14 protein-coding genes are annotated in these 14,494 nt (G+C 73.4%); 8 read left to right on the top strand and 6 right to left on the bottom strand.

What is annotated here, in order from left to right:
• Window positions 1-189: 189 nt before the first annotated feature.
• Window positions 190-354, top strand: coding sequence for an SCO1431 family membrane protein (locus AC07A4_RS23530; protein WP_478601839.1), 165 nt, complete (start codon window positions 190-192; stop codon window positions 352-354).
• Here AC07A4_RS23530 and AC07A4_RS23525 read toward each other — a convergent pair.
• The 3 genes from AC07A4_RS23525 to AC07A4_RS23515 are packed head-to-tail and all read right to left on the bottom strand — an operon-like array spanning window position 332 to window position 2,734.
• Complete coding sequence (locus AC07A4_RS23525) at window positions 332-1,255, bottom strand: hypothetical protein (RefSeq protein WP_478601837.1); 924 nt, start codon at window positions 1,253-1,255, stop codon at window positions 332-334. The two genes, AC07A4_RS23530 and AC07A4_RS23525, sit on opposite strands and share 23 nt — an antisense overlap.
• A gap of 10 nt (window positions 1,256-1,265) precedes the next feature.
• Window positions 1,266-2,222, bottom strand: coding sequence for a DUF6114 domain-containing protein (locus AC07A4_RS23520; protein WP_478601834.1), 957 nt, complete (start codon window positions 2,220-2,222; stop codon window positions 1,266-1,268).
• Window positions 2,213-2,734 (bottom strand): DUF6230 family protein, encoded by a 522-nt coding sequence (locus tag AC07A4_RS23515; protein WP_478602440.1) that lies wholly within the window; start codon window positions 2,732-2,734, stop codon window positions 2,213-2,215. Before AC07A4_RS23515 ends, AC07A4_RS23520 begins: the two co-directional genes overlap by 10 nt.
• A 256-nt stretch (window positions 2,735-2,990) precedes the next feature.
• On the opposite strand from AC07A4_RS23515, the gene AC07A4_RS23510 reads away from it, so the two are divergent.
• Window positions 2,991-3,662 carry a TetR/AcrR family transcriptional regulator gene (locus AC07A4_RS23510; protein WP_478601832.1) on the top strand — a complete coding sequence of 224 codons (672 nt, stop codon included), beginning with the start codon at window positions 2,991-2,993 and terminating at the stop codon, window positions 3,660-3,662.
• Between the two features lie 65 nt (window positions 3,663-3,727).
• Here AC07A4_RS23510 and AC07A4_RS23505 read toward each other — a convergent pair whose 3' ends face one another.
• Window positions 3,728-4,984 (bottom strand): glycoside hydrolase family 18 protein, encoded by a 1,257-nt coding sequence (locus AC07A4_RS23505; protein WP_478601829.1) that lies wholly within the window; start codon window positions 4,982-4,984, stop codon window positions 3,728-3,730.
• Between the two features lie 558 nt (window positions 4,985-5,542).
• On the opposite strand from AC07A4_RS23505, the gene AC07A4_RS23500 reads away from it, so the two are divergent.
• Window positions 5,543-6,715 (top strand): acyl-CoA dehydrogenase family protein, encoded by a 1,173-nt coding sequence (locus AC07A4_RS23500; protein ID WP_478601826.1) that lies wholly within the window; start codon window positions 5,543-5,545, stop codon window positions 6,713-6,715.
• On the opposite strand, the gene AC07A4_RS23495 is transcribed toward AC07A4_RS23500, so the two are convergent.
• The gene (locus AC07A4_RS23495; protein ID WP_478601823.1) at window positions 6,707-7,468 is read right to left on the bottom strand and encodes a hypothetical protein; all 762 of its coding nucleotides are present in this window, start codon (window positions 7,466-7,468) and stop codon (window positions 6,707-6,709) included. The two genes, AC07A4_RS23500 and AC07A4_RS23495, sit on opposite strands and share 9 nt — an antisense overlap.
• Before the next feature lie 250 nt (window positions 7,469-7,718).
• On the opposite strand from AC07A4_RS23495, the gene AC07A4_RS23490 reads away from it, so the two are divergent.
• Together AC07A4_RS23490 and AC07A4_RS23485 are read left to right on the top strand one after the other, a co-directional pair.
• Complete coding sequence (locus AC07A4_RS23490) at window positions 7,719-8,846, top strand: Rv3169 family protein (RefSeq protein ID WP_478601820.1); 1,128 nt, start codon at window positions 7,719-7,721, stop codon at window positions 8,844-8,846.
• Window positions 8,847-8,884: 38 nt separating this feature from the next.
• The gene (locus AC07A4_RS23485) at window positions 8,885-9,976 is read left to right on the top strand and encodes a phosphotransferase family protein (protein ID WP_478601817.1); all 1,092 of its coding nucleotides are present in this window, start codon (window positions 8,885-8,887) and stop codon (window positions 9,974-9,976) included.
• Window positions 9,977-9,980: 4 nt separating this feature from the next.
• Here the strand turns inward: AC07A4_RS23485 and AC07A4_RS23480 are convergent, their stop codons facing one another.
• Window positions 9,981-10,421, bottom strand: a complete 441-nt coding sequence (locus AC07A4_RS23480) for a hypothetical protein (RefSeq protein ID WP_478601814.1) — start codon at window positions 10,419-10,421, stop codon at window positions 9,981-9,983.
• A 383-nt stretch (window positions 10,422-10,804) separates the two neighbouring features.
• On the opposite strand from AC07A4_RS23480, the gene AC07A4_RS23475 reads away from it, so the two are divergent.
• From AC07A4_RS23475 to AC07A4_RS23465, 3 genes are all read left to right on the top strand, one after another.
• The gene (locus AC07A4_RS23475; RefSeq protein ID WP_478601811.1) at window positions 10,805-11,245 is read left to right on the top strand and encodes an Lrp/AsnC family transcriptional regulator; all 441 of its coding nucleotides are present in this window, start codon (window positions 10,805-10,807) and stop codon (window positions 11,243-11,245) included.
• Between the two features lie 86 nt (window positions 11,246-11,331).
• Window positions 11,332-12,969 (top strand): amidohydrolase, encoded by a 1,638-nt coding sequence (locus AC07A4_RS23470; protein ID WP_478601808.1) that lies wholly within the window; start codon window positions 11,332-11,334, stop codon window positions 12,967-12,969.
• 686 nt (window positions 12,970-13,655) lie between these two features.
• Window positions 13,656-14,459: a polyprenol monophosphomannose synthase gene (locus AC07A4_RS23465; protein WP_478601805.1), complete on the top strand. Its 804-nt coding sequence runs from the start codon at window positions 13,656-13,658 to the stop codon at window positions 14,457-14,459.
• Window positions 14,460-14,494 lie beyond the last annotated feature (35 nt).

The following is a 14,494-nucleotide window of genomic DNA, read 5'->3' as shown; positions in this document are numbered from 1 at the left end:
GGAAACCTTTCGGTCGGATGGTGCGCGGACGTGCGACGTACGCCGTGGTAGACGCACGGCCCCCGCCGCTAGTTGTGGGCGATCGACCGCATGGGTGACCAACGTCTCTCCCGGGGGACGCGGATTCGCTGGCATGGTGGAGGGGCCAGTGGGGGGAAGCCACTGCCGGACGATCCACCGAGAGTTGCCATGACCGCGAGCTCCGCCACCGCCATCGCCCTGAAGGCCACCACGGGCGCCAAGGCCCGCACGGGCGGCCCCAGGGAGGACGGCCCGAAGCTGCTTGAACACCTGCTGGGCTGGACGCTCGTCGTCGTCCTCGCGATGCTCGTCACCCAGGCCGGTCTCCTGTGACCTGAGTCACCTCTGTGGGGTCGGCGGCGCCGGTGGTGTCAAGGCCGGCCCGCCAATGCTGGTGGGGGACGCCCACCAGGTCGTACAGGCGCCGCACCGGCGAGCGCCGGGTGAGCAGGACGACGCCCGCGACCACCGCGAACAGCGGCAGGCCGAGCAAGCCCCCGAGCAGCCGCACGAGCAGGCTCGCGGTGACGGCGCCGAGGAACGGCAGGCCGTAGACCCCGGCCGCGGCGATCGCGACGGCCAGGACGGGGTGCACCTTGCGGTCCTCGTCCGCGCCCGGCAGCGACCAGCCCTCAAGCAGCCAGCCGATCTCCGTGATCAGCATGGTGCCGATGACGGCCGCGCCGAAGACGAGCAGCGCGAGGAACGTGCCGGACGTCAGGAAGTCCAGGGCGTTGTTCACCACGCTGTCCCGCGGCCAGTCGGCCCAGTCGCGGGCCCCCGGCGACAGGAACCGCTCGTACCCGCTGCCGTCCCAGCCGTGCACGAGCGTGCCGAACAGCAGGAAGTAGCCGCCCACGCAGTTCAGGTACGCCCAGTAGCCCACGCCCACGAGCACCAGGACCTGCGCCGCGAGGAAGCCGAGCAGCGCGGCCACCGGGATGCCGCCCGCGTACAGCAGGACGAAGCCCGCCCACACGCCGTCGTGGCCGCCCGCCACGTGCATGGTCGCCCACGACGGGTTCTGCCACAGCACGAACAGGCCCGTCGGCACCATGAGCACGGCGGCGAACAGCAGGGTGAGCGCCAGATACGGGTTGGCGGCGCGGCTGCGGGTGCGCGGGCCCTCGCCCGCGTTGATCCGCTCCCACACCTGGAGCTGGCGCCCGGCGGCGAGCGCGAAGGTCGCGCCCACCGCGTACGCCCAGAACAGCGCTGCCTGGATCTGGATCACGGTGGCCTCACTAGGGGTGCGCCCGCAGGCTGAGCCCGCCCGCGGTGATCACGTCCGAGGTGACCAGGGCCTGCTCGGCGCTCACGTCGGTCATGAAGACGAACGGCGGCACCAGCGGCGGCACCGGCAGCTTGTCCGGCGTGAAGGTGATGCAGAGGATGCCCTCGATACAGCCGCGGAACTTGGTCAGATACAGCGTGACCTTGCCGCTCAGGTCCAAGGTGTCGGCGCCGAGGGCGAGTTCACGGCTGCCGTCCCGGGTCGTGAGCCGGTAGTCGGTGAGCGAGGCCGCGTTCATGCGCAGCACCATCACCTTCAGCGGCCCCGCGGCCGTGGGGATGTCGCGGACGCCCGCGACGATGAAGCCCTGGGGCGCGAACAGCGTCGTCGTGACCGTCGGCGGGGTCCGCGCCGCCACCACCTCGCCCGGTGCGGCCCTCGCCGGGACGGCGCCCCACAACGCCGCCCCGGCGAGGACCACGGGGAGCAGCACGGCGAGGGTCCGCGTGCCCTGCCCGTCGCGGATGCCCGGCGGCCGTGCCTCCTCCTGGCCGTCCTCGGGCACCGGAGTCCAGCCGAAGCCCATGGCGCTGCCGACGATGCCGAGCAGCATGCCGACCAGGAAGCCGCCCAGGTTCGTCGCCGCGAAGGAGAGCACCGACAGGATGAGGGCGTTGACGGACACGTAGTGGTGCGCGTGCGGCAGCAGCCACAGGAACACCCCGGCGGCCATCAGCGCGATGCCGATGCCGATCGCGGCGATCCCGCCGAGGCCGAGGCTCACCAGGACGGTCAGCGGCGACAGCGGCACGACGAGGAGCTCCGCGCCGCCCATGATCAGCAGCAGTCCGCCCCAGAAGGGCCGGGTGCGCCGCCAGCGGCGGAGCGCCCGGCGCAGGTCCCTGAGCGGCAGCCGCTCGTCGAGCCAGCCGCCGGGGCGCGGGGCGCCCGGCTTGGTCAGAAGCACTGCTTCCCGCCCAGGCTGACGTCGACCCGCATGCCCTTGAGGCGGAAGTTCCCGCCGGTCGCTGACCAGGCGTGCGAGCGGACTCCGGACACCTCGATGTCCCCGGCCTGGAGGCCGAACTTGCCCTTCTCGCCCTTGACGCCGGGCACCTCGTCGAGCGTGGAGGCGTCCCGGCCGATCTGCGCGGTGCCGAAGCGCGCGTCGCCGACGAGGTCCTCGGCGTCGATGACCAGGTTGGTGGCGGTGACCTTGCCCGCGTCGCCGCCCGCCGTCAGCTTGAACACCACCGTGCCAAGCGGCGTCTTGACCGAGGCGGCCTGGCAGATGTCGGAGAGGGTGGCGTCGCCGATGCCGAGCAGGGCCACCGGGTGGCCCTTGCCGTCGACGCTGCGGTCCGTCTCCACATAGCTGGCCAGGCCCTGGCTCGACAGCTTGCCCGACGACACCTGGAAACTGGTGCCCGAGACCGCGAACGACGCGGCGAGCGCGCCTTCCGCCATGACCGACGCCATCGCGCCGACCGCGAGGAACGCGGGCAGCGCGATGACGGCCGTCTTCTTCCAGTTGGTTCTGCCCTCGCGTAAGGTCCCGCGTCCGGGCCGCTGGTGTGCGCTCACTGTGCCTCCCGTACGAGTCAGTCGTACCGCGCGTGCGAAGGGGGAGTTGCGTGCAGGGCGCGCTCGGGAGGGGCCGCGCCGGTCCTGACCGGCGGCGTGGGTCTGCCATACTGCGGCTCATTCCCAAGGCAGTTGGAGACTAGGGCCGATATTGAATAATAGTCAACAGCGCGGTACCGACCATTCCGTCGATCAGGACCGTCCGCAGGCGCGCGGCACCGACCGCTCCGTGGCGCGCCGCGCCGAACTGATCGCCATCGGCCGGAAGCTGTTCGCCGACACGTCCTACGACGCGCTGTCGATGGACGACATCGCGAGACAGGCGCGGGTCGCCAAGGGGCTGATCTACTACTACTTCAAGTCCAAGCGCGGCTACTACCTGGCGATCATCGAGGACTCGGTGGCCGATCTCGTGGAGCGGGCGAGCGGTGACACCGAACTGCCGCCGGTGGAGCGGGTGCACCGCACCATCGACGGCTATCTGCGCTACGCCGAGCACCACCAGGCGGCCTACCGCACGATCGTCAGCGGCGGCGTCGGCTTCGACGCCGAGGTGCACGCGATACGCGACGGCGTGCGCGAGGCCATCATCGGCACCATCGCCGACGGGGCGTACGGCCGCAGGACGATCCCGCCGCTCGCGCGCACGGCGCTGCTCGGCTGGCTGTGCAGCGTCGAGGGGATCACGCTCGACTGGGTCGGCGGCGCGCACGAGCGGGGCCTCGCGCGGGACGTCGTGCGCGCGCTGCTCGTGCGCACCCTGCGCGAAACCCTGAACGTCATCGAGGAGTTCGAGCCGACCTGCCCGGCGCCGCCGCCGTAGCGGCCGGGAACGGCGAAGGGGCGGGAGCCGGCCGGCTCCCGCCCCTGTTCCCCGTGGGGTAACGGCTAGTTGATGGCCTTGATCAGTTCGCCGTTCGACGTGTCGCCGCTGAGCTCCCAGAAGAAGGTGCCGCCCAGGCCCTGCTGGTTCTTGTAGTTCATCTTCCCCGCGATGGTGGCCGGGGTGTCGTAGCTCCACCAGTTGGTGCCGCAGTGCGCGTAGGCGGTGCCGCCGACCGTGCCGTTGGCCGGGCACTTGGTCTTGAGCACCTTGTAGTCGTCGATGCCCTGCTCGTACGTGCCCTGCGCGGGTCCGGTGGCGGTGCCGCCGGGGGCCTTCTGGGTCACGCCGGTCCAGCCGCGGCCGTAGAAGCCGATGCCGAGCAGCAGCTTGTCGGACGGGATGCCGAGGCCCTTGAGCTTGGCGATCGTCGCCTGCGAGTGGTACTCGGCCTTCGGGATGCCGGTGTAGGAGCTGAGCGGCGAGTGCGGCGCCGTCGGGCCCTTGGCGTCCCAGGCGCCGAAGAAGTCGTACGTCATCGGGTTGTACCAGTCGACGTACTGGGCGGCGCCCGCGTAGTCCGCGGCGTCGATCTTGCCGCCGGAGGAGGCGTCGGCCGGGATGGCGGCCGTCACCAGGTTGTTCGAGCCGAACTTGGCGCGCACCGCGGACATCAGGTTCTTGTAGGCCGCGCGGCCGCTGGTGTCACAGCTCAGACCGCAGGCGTTGGGGTACTCCCAGTCGATGTCGATGCCGTCGAAGACGTCCGCCCACTTGGAGTTCTCGACCAGGTCGTAGCAGGACTGGGCGAAGGCCTGCGGGTTCTTCGCGGCCTCGGTGAAGCCGCCGGACCAGGTCCAGCCGCCGAAGGACCACAGGACCTTGAGGTTCGGGTGCTTCTTCTTCAGCTTGCGCAGCTGGTTGAAGTTGCCGCGCAGCGGCTGGTCCCAGGTGTCGGCGACGCCGTCGACGCTCTGGTCGGCGGAGTAGGCCTTGTCGGTCGCGGCGTAGGCGTCGCCCATCGTGCACTTGCCGCCCTGGACGTTGCCGAAGGCGTAGTTGATGTGCGTGAGCTTGTTGGCGGAGCCCGACGTCTCGACGTTCTTGACGTGGTAGTTCCGGCCGTAGACGCCCCATTCGGTGAAGTAGCCGACGACGCGCGAGCCCGCCTGGGCCTCGGCGGCCTTGGGGGCGGCCTTCGGGGCGGCGCTCTGGTCGGCCGTGGCGGTGCCCGCACCGGCGAGCAGGCCCGCGCCCAGGACGGCGGTACAGGCGGTGGCCACGAGCGCCCGGAAGGCGCGGGGACGGTGTGGTCTTGGCATCGCTGTCTCCTCGTGGGGGAGGGAGAGGGGAGCAAGGGGGGTGGTGCGGTTGACCAACGAACAGTCGCGGATTGAATTGGCATGAACGCGATGTTCCGTGCCGCTGGACTCTAGGAGGACTAGACCATTGCGTCAATGGTTCGGACCAATTACGTGGTCATGGACCGCCGTTGCCACCGATCTTCAGCCGATCTCGGGCCGGACCTTCCGGGGGATCGCTGGGGGATCGTCGGGGGGGATCGCCAGGGGGTCTCCGGGGCGGTCTCCGGAACGATCTCCCGTGGCCCCACGGGCCCCTCGCGGCATCCCGCGGCCGCACCCGTCCCGCCCCATGTGGGCGCCGGTGCGGCCGAGCGCGCGGATGGCTGGGGAAGATCGGATTCCGGCCGGGAGCACCCGTGACGCCATGCCTCCGATCGGGCATACTCAACGCGCCACAGACGCTGATCAGCACCCTTCGCGACCCGGAGGGGCAGCATCGGCGTGGCAGTGTCCGGCGGCGCCGCCACACCCCGTGCGCGTGTCGCTTCAAGCACCCGACAGGGAGAGGAGAGCGGGATGCCCGAGGGAGCCGCGCAGCCGGTGGAACGTCACCTGCCGACGGAGGAGGCCCGCGATCTGCTGGCGCTCGTACGCGAGTTGATCCAGCGCGAGATCGCGCCGAAGGCCTCGGAGGAAGAGGCCGCGGGACACTTCCCGCGCGAACTCTTCACACTGCTCTCGGAGTCGGGCCTGCTCGGTCTGCCCTACGACTCCGCCTTCGGCGGCGGCGACCAGCCCTACGAGGTGTACCTCCAGGTCCTCGAAGAGCTCGCCGCGGCCCGCCTCACCGTCGGCCTCGGCGTCAGCGTGCACTCGCTGGCCTGCCACGGCCTCGCCGGGTACGGCACCAAGGAGCAGCGGGCGGAGCACCTGCCGCGGATGCTCGGCGGCGGGCTGCTCGGCGCCTACTGCCTGTCGGAGCCGTCCTCGGGATCGGACGCCGCGTCGCTGCGCACGAAGGCGGTGCGCGACGGCGACGACTGGGTGCTCGACGGCACGAAGGCCTGGATCACGCACGGCGGCATCGCCGACTTCTACACCGTGCTCGCCCGCACCGGCGGCGAGGGCGCGCGGGGCGTGACGGCCTTCCTGGTGCCGGGCGACGCCGAGGGGCTCTCGGCCGCGGCGCCGGAGAAGAAGATGGGCATGAAGGGCTCGCCCACGGCGCAGCTCCACCTCGACGGCGTCCGGGTGTCCGACGCCCGGCGCCTCGGCGAGGAGGGCCAGGGCTTCGCGATCGCGCTGTCCGCGCTGGACTCGGGGCGCCTCGGGATCGCGGCGTGCGCGATCGGCGTGGCCCAGGCGGCGCTGGATGAGGCGCTGACGTACGCGACCGAGCGGCGGCAGTTCGGGCGGCCCATCGCCGACTTCCAGGGCCTGCGCTTCATGCTCGCCGACATGGCGACGCAGATCGAGGCGGGCCGGGCGCTCTACCTGGCGGCGGCGCGGCTGCGCGACGCGGGCAGGCCGTTCTCCAAGCAGGCCGCGATGGCCAAGCTCCTGTGCACCGACGCCGCGATGAAGGTCACGACGGACGCCGTGCAGGTCCTCGGCGGCTACGGCTACACCCAGGACTTCCCCGTCGAGCGCTATATGCGCGAGGCGAAGGTCCTGCAGATCGTCGAGGGCACCAACCAGATCCAGCGGATGGTCATCGCCCGCCACCTCGCGGGCCCCGACTCACGCTGACCCGGAGTCCGCGCCGGGCCGCAGCCCGAAGGAACTCTGCGGCGCGGGGCTGATCAGCAGCCTCGGGTCCGCCCCGCGCTGCCCGTCGTGGACCCGCGCGTCCGCCTCCGCGTCCGCGGCGGGGAAGGCGCGCGAGCGCTGAGCCGTTTCGTAGGGGCCGCAAGGACCGCCGATGGGCAGCGTGTCGTCCGAGGCGCCGCCGCCCGTCTCGTACGGGTTCACGGCATGGCCCGTGGCGTACGCAGCGTCCCGGCCCGTCTCGTACGGAGAGCCGGGCGGCCCGCCGTACGGCCCGCCCCGGCGGGGGTCGTACGGAGCGCTCCTGGCACCTCCGTACGGGCCGCCCCGGCCGGTGTCGTACGCGGACCCGAGGCTCTCGCCGAACGGCGTGTGCCGGGGTGAGCCGTAGGCGGCGGTGAACTGCCCGGCCCCGGCCAGCGGCGCCGCGAGGCGGACCCACTCCGGGTCGTGGCGGCCCGGCAGCGTCCGGCCGCGGTCGGCCCAGTGGCGGATCAGGGCCCGGTAGATGGGCGGATCCTGGGGCGGCGCGGGCTGCGGCGGGGGCGGCGACGGCTGGGACTGCGGGGAGTACGGGGCCTGAGGCGAGTACGGGGACTGATGGGGGTACGGGGACTGATGGGGGTACGGGGGCTGAGGGGTGTACTGAGACCTGTGGGGAACCGATTCTGCACTGGCGGGCGGCGACGCGAGAGTGCGCCGATGCTGGCCGGCCGGAGCGTGTGTGGGGGTCATGTCCGGCCAACGCGCGGCGTTGGGGACAGGTCACCATCGGGCTGAATCGAGAGTGCGTTCAGGGCCCGTCCGGGGCGCGGCGCGTGCGGCGCGTCGCGCCAGCGCCGCCGTCCCGCGCGGCACGCCCCGCGCTTCCCGCGCGCCGGGTGCGGGCCCGCGTATGGCCTCGACACGGTATCTGACGTACCGTCAACTCCCGCCCGGGGCAGGCTGCCCCGCTCCCAGACCACCCCGCCCAGGGAGGTGCGCCGTGCCGGAGGACCGCCCCGTCCCGCTCGACGAGTACCCCGTCCACCAAGTGCCGCTGTCCATGAGGTACGTGGCCACCGGCGACCGCAACGCCTACGACCGGTGCATCTTCCACGTCTTCGACCACCGCGGCACGGCCCTGCTGATCCTCGGGCTCGGGGTCTATCCCAACACGGGCGTCATCGACGCCTACGCCACCCTGCGCACCGGCGATACGCTGCACGCCGTACGCGCGTCCGACGCACTGGCCGACGACCGCACGAACCTCTCCGTCGGCCCGCTGCGCGTCCTCGTCGAGGAACCCCTGCGCAGGCTCCGCCTGAGCTGTGCCGCGGACCCGGACGACCCCGGCTCCCTGGCCTGCGACCTCACCTGGAACGCCGACTTCCCGGCCCTGTGGGAGCCGCACCACACCCAGCGCCGCGGCGGCCGCCTCACCCTCGAAGGACGCCGGTTCGTGCAGGCGGGGCACTGCGAGGGGACGATCCGCTTCGGGGGAGAGGAACTCCAGGTGAGCGCGGGGGAGTGGACGGCCACCCGCGACCGCAGCTGGGGCGTGCGGCCCATCCCGGGCGAGGAGGGCGGCCGCCTCGCCGAGGAGTTCCCGACGGAGGGGTTCCACTGGATCTGGTGCCCGGTCCGCTTCGCCGACCGCTTCCTGATGGTCATCGCCCAGGAGGACGCCGACGGCTACCGCGACCTCAACGACGCGACCCTCGTCCGCCCCGGCCATCCCGACCGCCAACTCGGCTGGCCCCAGGCCGACATCAGCTACGCCTCCGGCACCCGGCGGCCCACGGGCGCCGTCATCCACCTGACGGACCCGGCAAGCCGCAAGCCGCTGGAGCTCGGCGTGGAGGTCCTCACCTCGCTGCCGCTCGCCGTCGGGGCCGGCTACCCGCCCGCCGACGACTGGCAGCACGGGACGTGGCGCGGCCGCGCCTGGTGCGAGCGCCGCTCCTACGACCTGGCGGACCCGGCGGCCCACCCCCTGGCCGCGTACGGCGTCGTCGACCACGCGGCCCGCTGCACCCTCGAAGGACGCGTCGGCCACGGGATCTTCGAGCACGGCACGTTCGGCCGCCACGACCCGAGCGGATTCACCGGCTTCGGCTCCGTCGCGCCCTGAGCGGCGCCCGCGGGCCGCCCCCCGAGAGGAGCGCCGCCATGACCACGGCACCCAGGCCCCGCACCAGCACGCGCGACCCCGAGGAGCTCGCCCGCCGCCTGACCCGCTGGCTCGGCACCCGCCTGCCCGGCGCGCGGGCGGTCGACGTGAGCGTCCCCGAGTCCAACGGCATGTCGAGCGAGACGCTCCTGTTCACCGTCGACCACCCCGCGCCGCCGCTGCGCCACTGCGTGCTGCGCCTGGCCGCGGACCCGGCCGCGTACACGGTCTTTCCCGTGTACGACATGGAGCGCCAGTACCGCACCCTGCGGCTCGTCGCCGAGCACACCGACGTGCCGGTGCCGCGCGTGCTGTGGCTGGAGGAGGAACCGGGGCCGCTCGGCGCCCCGTTCTTCGTGATGGAGCGCGTCGAGGGCCGGGTGCCGCCCGACGTCATGCCCTACACGTACGAGGGCAACTGGCTGCACGCGGCGAGCGACGCCGAGCGCGCCCGCCTCGAGGACGGCACGGTCCACGTCCTCGCCCGGCTGCACGGCCAAGTCCCCGTGGAGCGGGCGGACTTCCTCGCCCTGCCGGGCGAGGGCAGCCCGCTGCGCCGCCACGTCGAGGCCCAGCGCGCCTACTATGCGTGGGTGGTCGCGGGGCTGCCCCGCTCCCCGCTCATCGAAAGCGCTTTCGGGCGGCTTGAGGAGCTGTGGCCCGCCGACGCGGGCGAGCCCGTGCTCAACTGGGGCGACGCCCGCATCGGCAACATCGTCTACGACGGCTTCACACCCGCCGCCGTGCTCGACTGGGAGATGGCCTGCCTCGGCCCGCGTGAGATCGACCTCGGCTGGACGGTCTATCTGCACCGCTTCTTCCAGGACCTGACGGTCGGCCTCGGCCAGCCGGGGCTGCCCGACTTCCTGCGCCGCGACCGGATCGAGGAGCGCTACGCGGAGCTGACCGGCCACCGGCCGCGCGACATGGACTTCTACACGCTGTACGCCGCGCTGCGGCACGCCATCGTCATGCTGCGCGTCGCCCACCGGCAGGTGCGCTTCGGGGAAGCCGTGGTGCCCGACGACCCCGACACGCTGATCCTGCACCACGCCAGCCTGGCGGCGATGGTGCAGGGCAGCTACTGGTGAGCCCTCAGGCGGCGGCGCGCCGCTGGCTGGGCACCCGCATGGGGTGCGAGCCGGGGCCGCCCACGTGCGAGAACGGCTGCGTGCGCCAGTCGAGCCCCTGAGGGAGCGTCAGGAGCAGGGCCGTGTCCTGCTCCTGGGGCTCGGGGGACTCGTCCGTCGCCTCGGCCTCGGCCGCCGCGCGGCCCGTGCCCACGCAGACCGTGAGCCCGAAGGGGTTCCACGGGGTGGGGCACAGCGCGTGCTCGGGCAGGACGTCCTCGTCCGCCAGGAGCGCGATGGGCTGCCCGCAGTCCGGGCAGGTCACGCGGTACATCTCCAGGGTGTCGTAGGCCTCGGGCTCGTCGTCTTCGAGATCGGCCGGTTCGACACCCTCCGGTGCGGGCTCGAGCTCGACGAGCTGCTGCTTGCGGCGCGCGGTACGACCCGGGCGCTTCAGGTTCTGCATGGGAATCTCCCCCTCGGGTGGGCCGACAAGGCACTGCGGCCTCGACCACAGCAAGCACTTCCCGTCCGCTCCCGGGGGTAATCGCGGCAGCTGGACGGAGCGCGTGCTGGATCTGTGGCGTTCGTCACATGCCAACGGGAGATGCCAGCGCGCGCGGGGCGCCTCCGGAGCTCCGCGCAGGTATGCGGACCTGCGAAGACTAATGCGGACTTGATCCAACCGCCATGGCCGCCGCCACGGCCGCCCGCACCCGGTTCCGGGCCGCGGGCGCCCTGCTCGCGCCGCTCCCGCCCGCGCGCGGGCGGCGCCGGGCGAGCGCACCGGTGTCGTTCGGGTGTCCCTCAGGTATCGGTGAGGATCAAGCGCACTGTAGGTTCGGGCCCATGGAGGAGCTGGACCGACAGATCGTGCAGCTGCTCGTCAAGGACGGGCGGATGAGCTACACCGACCTGGGCAAGGCCACGGGCCTGTCCACATCGGCCGTGCACCAGCGGGTGCGCAGGCTGGAGCAGCGCGGAGTGATCCGTGGCTACGCCGCGGTCGTCGACCCCGAGGCCGTCGGCCTGCCGCTCACCGCGTTCATCGCGGTGAAGCCGTTCGACCCCAGCGCCCCCGACGACATCGCCGAACGCCTCGCCGGAGTGCCCGAGATCGAGGCCTGCCACAGCGTGGCCGGAGCCGAGAACTACCTGCTCAAGGTCCGGGTCGCCACCCCGCACGAACTGGAGAACCTGCTGGCGCGGCTGCGCTCGCTCGCCGGGGTCTCCACGCACACCACGGTCGTCCTCTCCACGCCGTACGAGGCCCGCCCGCCGCGCGTCTGAGGCGCGCGGTGCCCCCGCACGAGCCCTCGGCGGGCGCGGCCACCCCGGCGGCGTGCCGCCCGCGCGCAGGCGCGAGACTGTTCCCCATGAGCGAGCGCATCACCCCCGAAAGCGGACACGGGCACCGCACCGTCCTGCTCCGCGGCGGAGAGGTCCACAGCCCCGCCGACCCCTTCGCCACCGCGATGGTCGTCGAGCGCGGCCATGTCGCCTGGGTCGGCTCCGAAGGCGCCGCCGACGCCTTCGCTGACGGTGTCGACGACATCGTCCACCTCGAAGGCTCCCTGGTCACCCCGGCGTTCACCGACTCCCACACGCACCTCACGAGCACCGGCGTCGCCCTGACGGGCCTGGACCTGTCGGGGGCCAGGACTCTCGCCGACGCACTCGTTCTCGTACGCGAACACGCCGCCGCGCGCCCGCACGACCGCGTGCTGCTCGGGCACGGCTGGGACTCCGCACGCTGGCCCGACGGCAGGCCGCCCACGCGCGCGGAGCTGGACGAGGCCGCGGGCGGCCGCCCGCTGTACCTGTCGCGGATCGACGTCCACTCGGCCGTCGTCACCACCGCGCTCCTCGACCAGGTGCCCGGCGTCGCCGACGCGGCCGGGTTCCACGCCGACGCGCCGCTGACCGCCGACGCCCACCACGTGGTGCGCGAGGCCGCCCACGGCGCCCTCACGCCGGTCCAGCGCGCCGAGGCCCAGCGCGCCGCGCTGCGCCGCGCCGCGTCCCTCGGCATCGGCTCCGTGCACGAGTGCGCGGGCCCCACCATCTCCGGAGAGGACGACTTCACCGGGCTGTTGCGGCTCGCCGCCGAGGAGGCAGGGCCGCGCGTCGTCGGGTACTGGGGCGAGCGGGGCGCGGACGGCGTCGCCCGCGCGCGGGAGCTGGGCGCCGCGGGCGCGGCGGGCGACCTCTTCGTGGACGGCTCCCTCGGCTCACACACGGCCTGGCTGCACGAGCCGTACGCCGACGCCCAGGGCACCGGCAACAGCTACCTGAGCGCCGCCGACGTCGCCGACCACGTCGTCGCCTGCACCGATGCGGGCCTGCAGGCGGGCTTCCACGCGATCGGCGACGCCGCCCTGAGCGCGGTGGCGGACGGCGTGCGCGCCGCCGCCGAGAAGGTCGGCCTCGCCCGGGTCAGGGCCGCGCGCCACCGCGTCGAGCACGCCGAGATGCTCACCCCCGAGACCGTCGCCGCGTTCGCCGAGTTCGGCCTGACCGCCTCCGTGCAGCCCGCCTTCGACGCGCTGTGGGGCGGCGACGGCATGTACGCCGAGCGCCTGGGCGCCGAGCGCGCCCACGCCCTCAACCCGTACGCGGCGCTCCTGCGCGCGGGCGTCCCGCTCGCCTTCGGCTCCGACAGCCCCGTGACCCCGCTGGACCCCTGGGGCACCGTCCGCGCCGCCGCCTTCCACCACACCGCCGAGCACCGGGTGTCCGTGCGCGCCGCGTTCACCGCCCACACGCGCGGCGGCTGGCGCGCCATCGGCCGCGATGACGCGGGCGTCCTGGTGCCGGGCGCCCCCGCCGACTACGCCGTGTGGCGCGCCGGGGAGCTGGTCGTCCAGGCCCCGGACGACCGCGTCGCCCGCTGGTCCACCGACCCGCGCTCGGGCACCCCCGGCCTGCCCGACCTCGCCCCCGGCGCCGACCTGCCCGTCTGTCTGCGCACGGTGGTGGCGGGGCGGCCCGTCTTCGTACGGCCGGGCGAGTGACGGCTTTGCCGCCGCGCGGCTCCGAACGGGGCCACGCGGCGCGTCGCACGACCGGGTCCCCCTCGCCACTGACCTGCTGATCTACGGAAGGTTCGCAGGTCAGGCGGCTATTGACAGACGGCCGCCGTCGGCGGGTAGTTTCGGCCGCGTCCACCACAGGACGTCCGACCGGTGAACCCGCACGCAGTCGTCGAACGCCGCTGGGCCACGCGTGGCGCGCCGCACCGGCGCACCACCACCGGGAGCCAGGTCCAGCGCCCGCGACGCGAGGGCGCGGGACGCGATCACCGGGGCAAGGGCGTCCCTCCCGCTCCCTGGCGGCGCGGGGGAGGTGCGACCCGGGTGGGGCCCGGACGCTCAGTAGACAACGGCTCTCGGTCGACCCGCAGCCAGCGGGCCCCAGGCCGGCCCGAAGGGCACCGGGCCCCGACCCGCAGGAGCGCTTCCGAGCGCGCGTAGGGCCGGTCCCGGGCGCGCGTAGGGCTGATCCCGGGCGCGCGTAGGGCCGATCCCGGGCGCCCGTCGCTGGATCGTTTCCCCGCCGGAGCCGAGGGATCGTTTCCCCGCCTGTGCCACCGGGCGCGGGCGCCCGCCAGTGCCGCGCGGCGCCCGGTACCCGTGGCGTCGCAAGAGCCCCAGGCCCGGGCCACTATGGTGGTCCCCTGCGTACGAACGAAGGGGCAGTAGTGAGCAACGGCGGCGGGATCGGCGAAGCAGCGGGCGCGGGGCGGGAGTTCGGTCCGCTCGGCCGGGCCTTGGTGATCATCCCGACCTACAACGAGGCGGAGAACATCCAGGCGATCGTGGGCCGGGTGCGCGCCGCCGTGCCCGAGGCGCACGTCCTCGTCGCCGACGACAACAGCCCCGACGGCACCGGCAAGATCGCCGATGAGCTCGCGGGCGACGACGAGCAGGTGCACGTGCTGCACCGCAAGGGCAAGGAAGGCCTCGGCGCCGCCTACCTCGCGGGCTTCACCTGGGGCCTGGAGCACGACTTCGGCGTCCTCGTGGAGATGGACGCGGACGGCTCCCACCAGCCCGAGGAACTGCCGCGCCTGCTCACCGCGCTCAAGGGCGCGGACCTGGTGCTCGGTTCGCGCTGGGTGCCCGGCGGGCGGGTCGTCAACTGGCCCAAGTCCCGCGAGTTCCTGTCCCGCGGCGGCAGCACCTACTCCCGGCTGCTGCTCGACGTGCCGGTCCGCGACGTCACGGGCGGCTACCGCGCCTTCCGGCGCGAAACGCTCGAAGGGCTCGGCCTCGCGGACGTCGCCTCCCAGGGCTACTGCTTCCAGGTCGACCTGGCCCGGCGCGCCGTCAAGGCGGGCTACCACGTGGTGGAGGTGCCCATCACGTTCGTGGAGCGCGAGCACGGCGACAGCAAGATGAGCCGCGACATCGTCGCCGAGGCGCTGTGGCGGGTCACCGCCTGGGGTGTGGGGGAGCGCGTCGGCAAGGTCCTCGGCCGCAAGCCGTCCGACCCCCGCTCTTGATCCCCCTCTTATCCCGGTCTGAGGCGCGGCCAGGC

Source organism: Streptomyces sp. NPDC043996, assembly GCF_056435225.1.
This window is presented reverse-complemented; position numbering and strand designations above follow the sequence as displayed.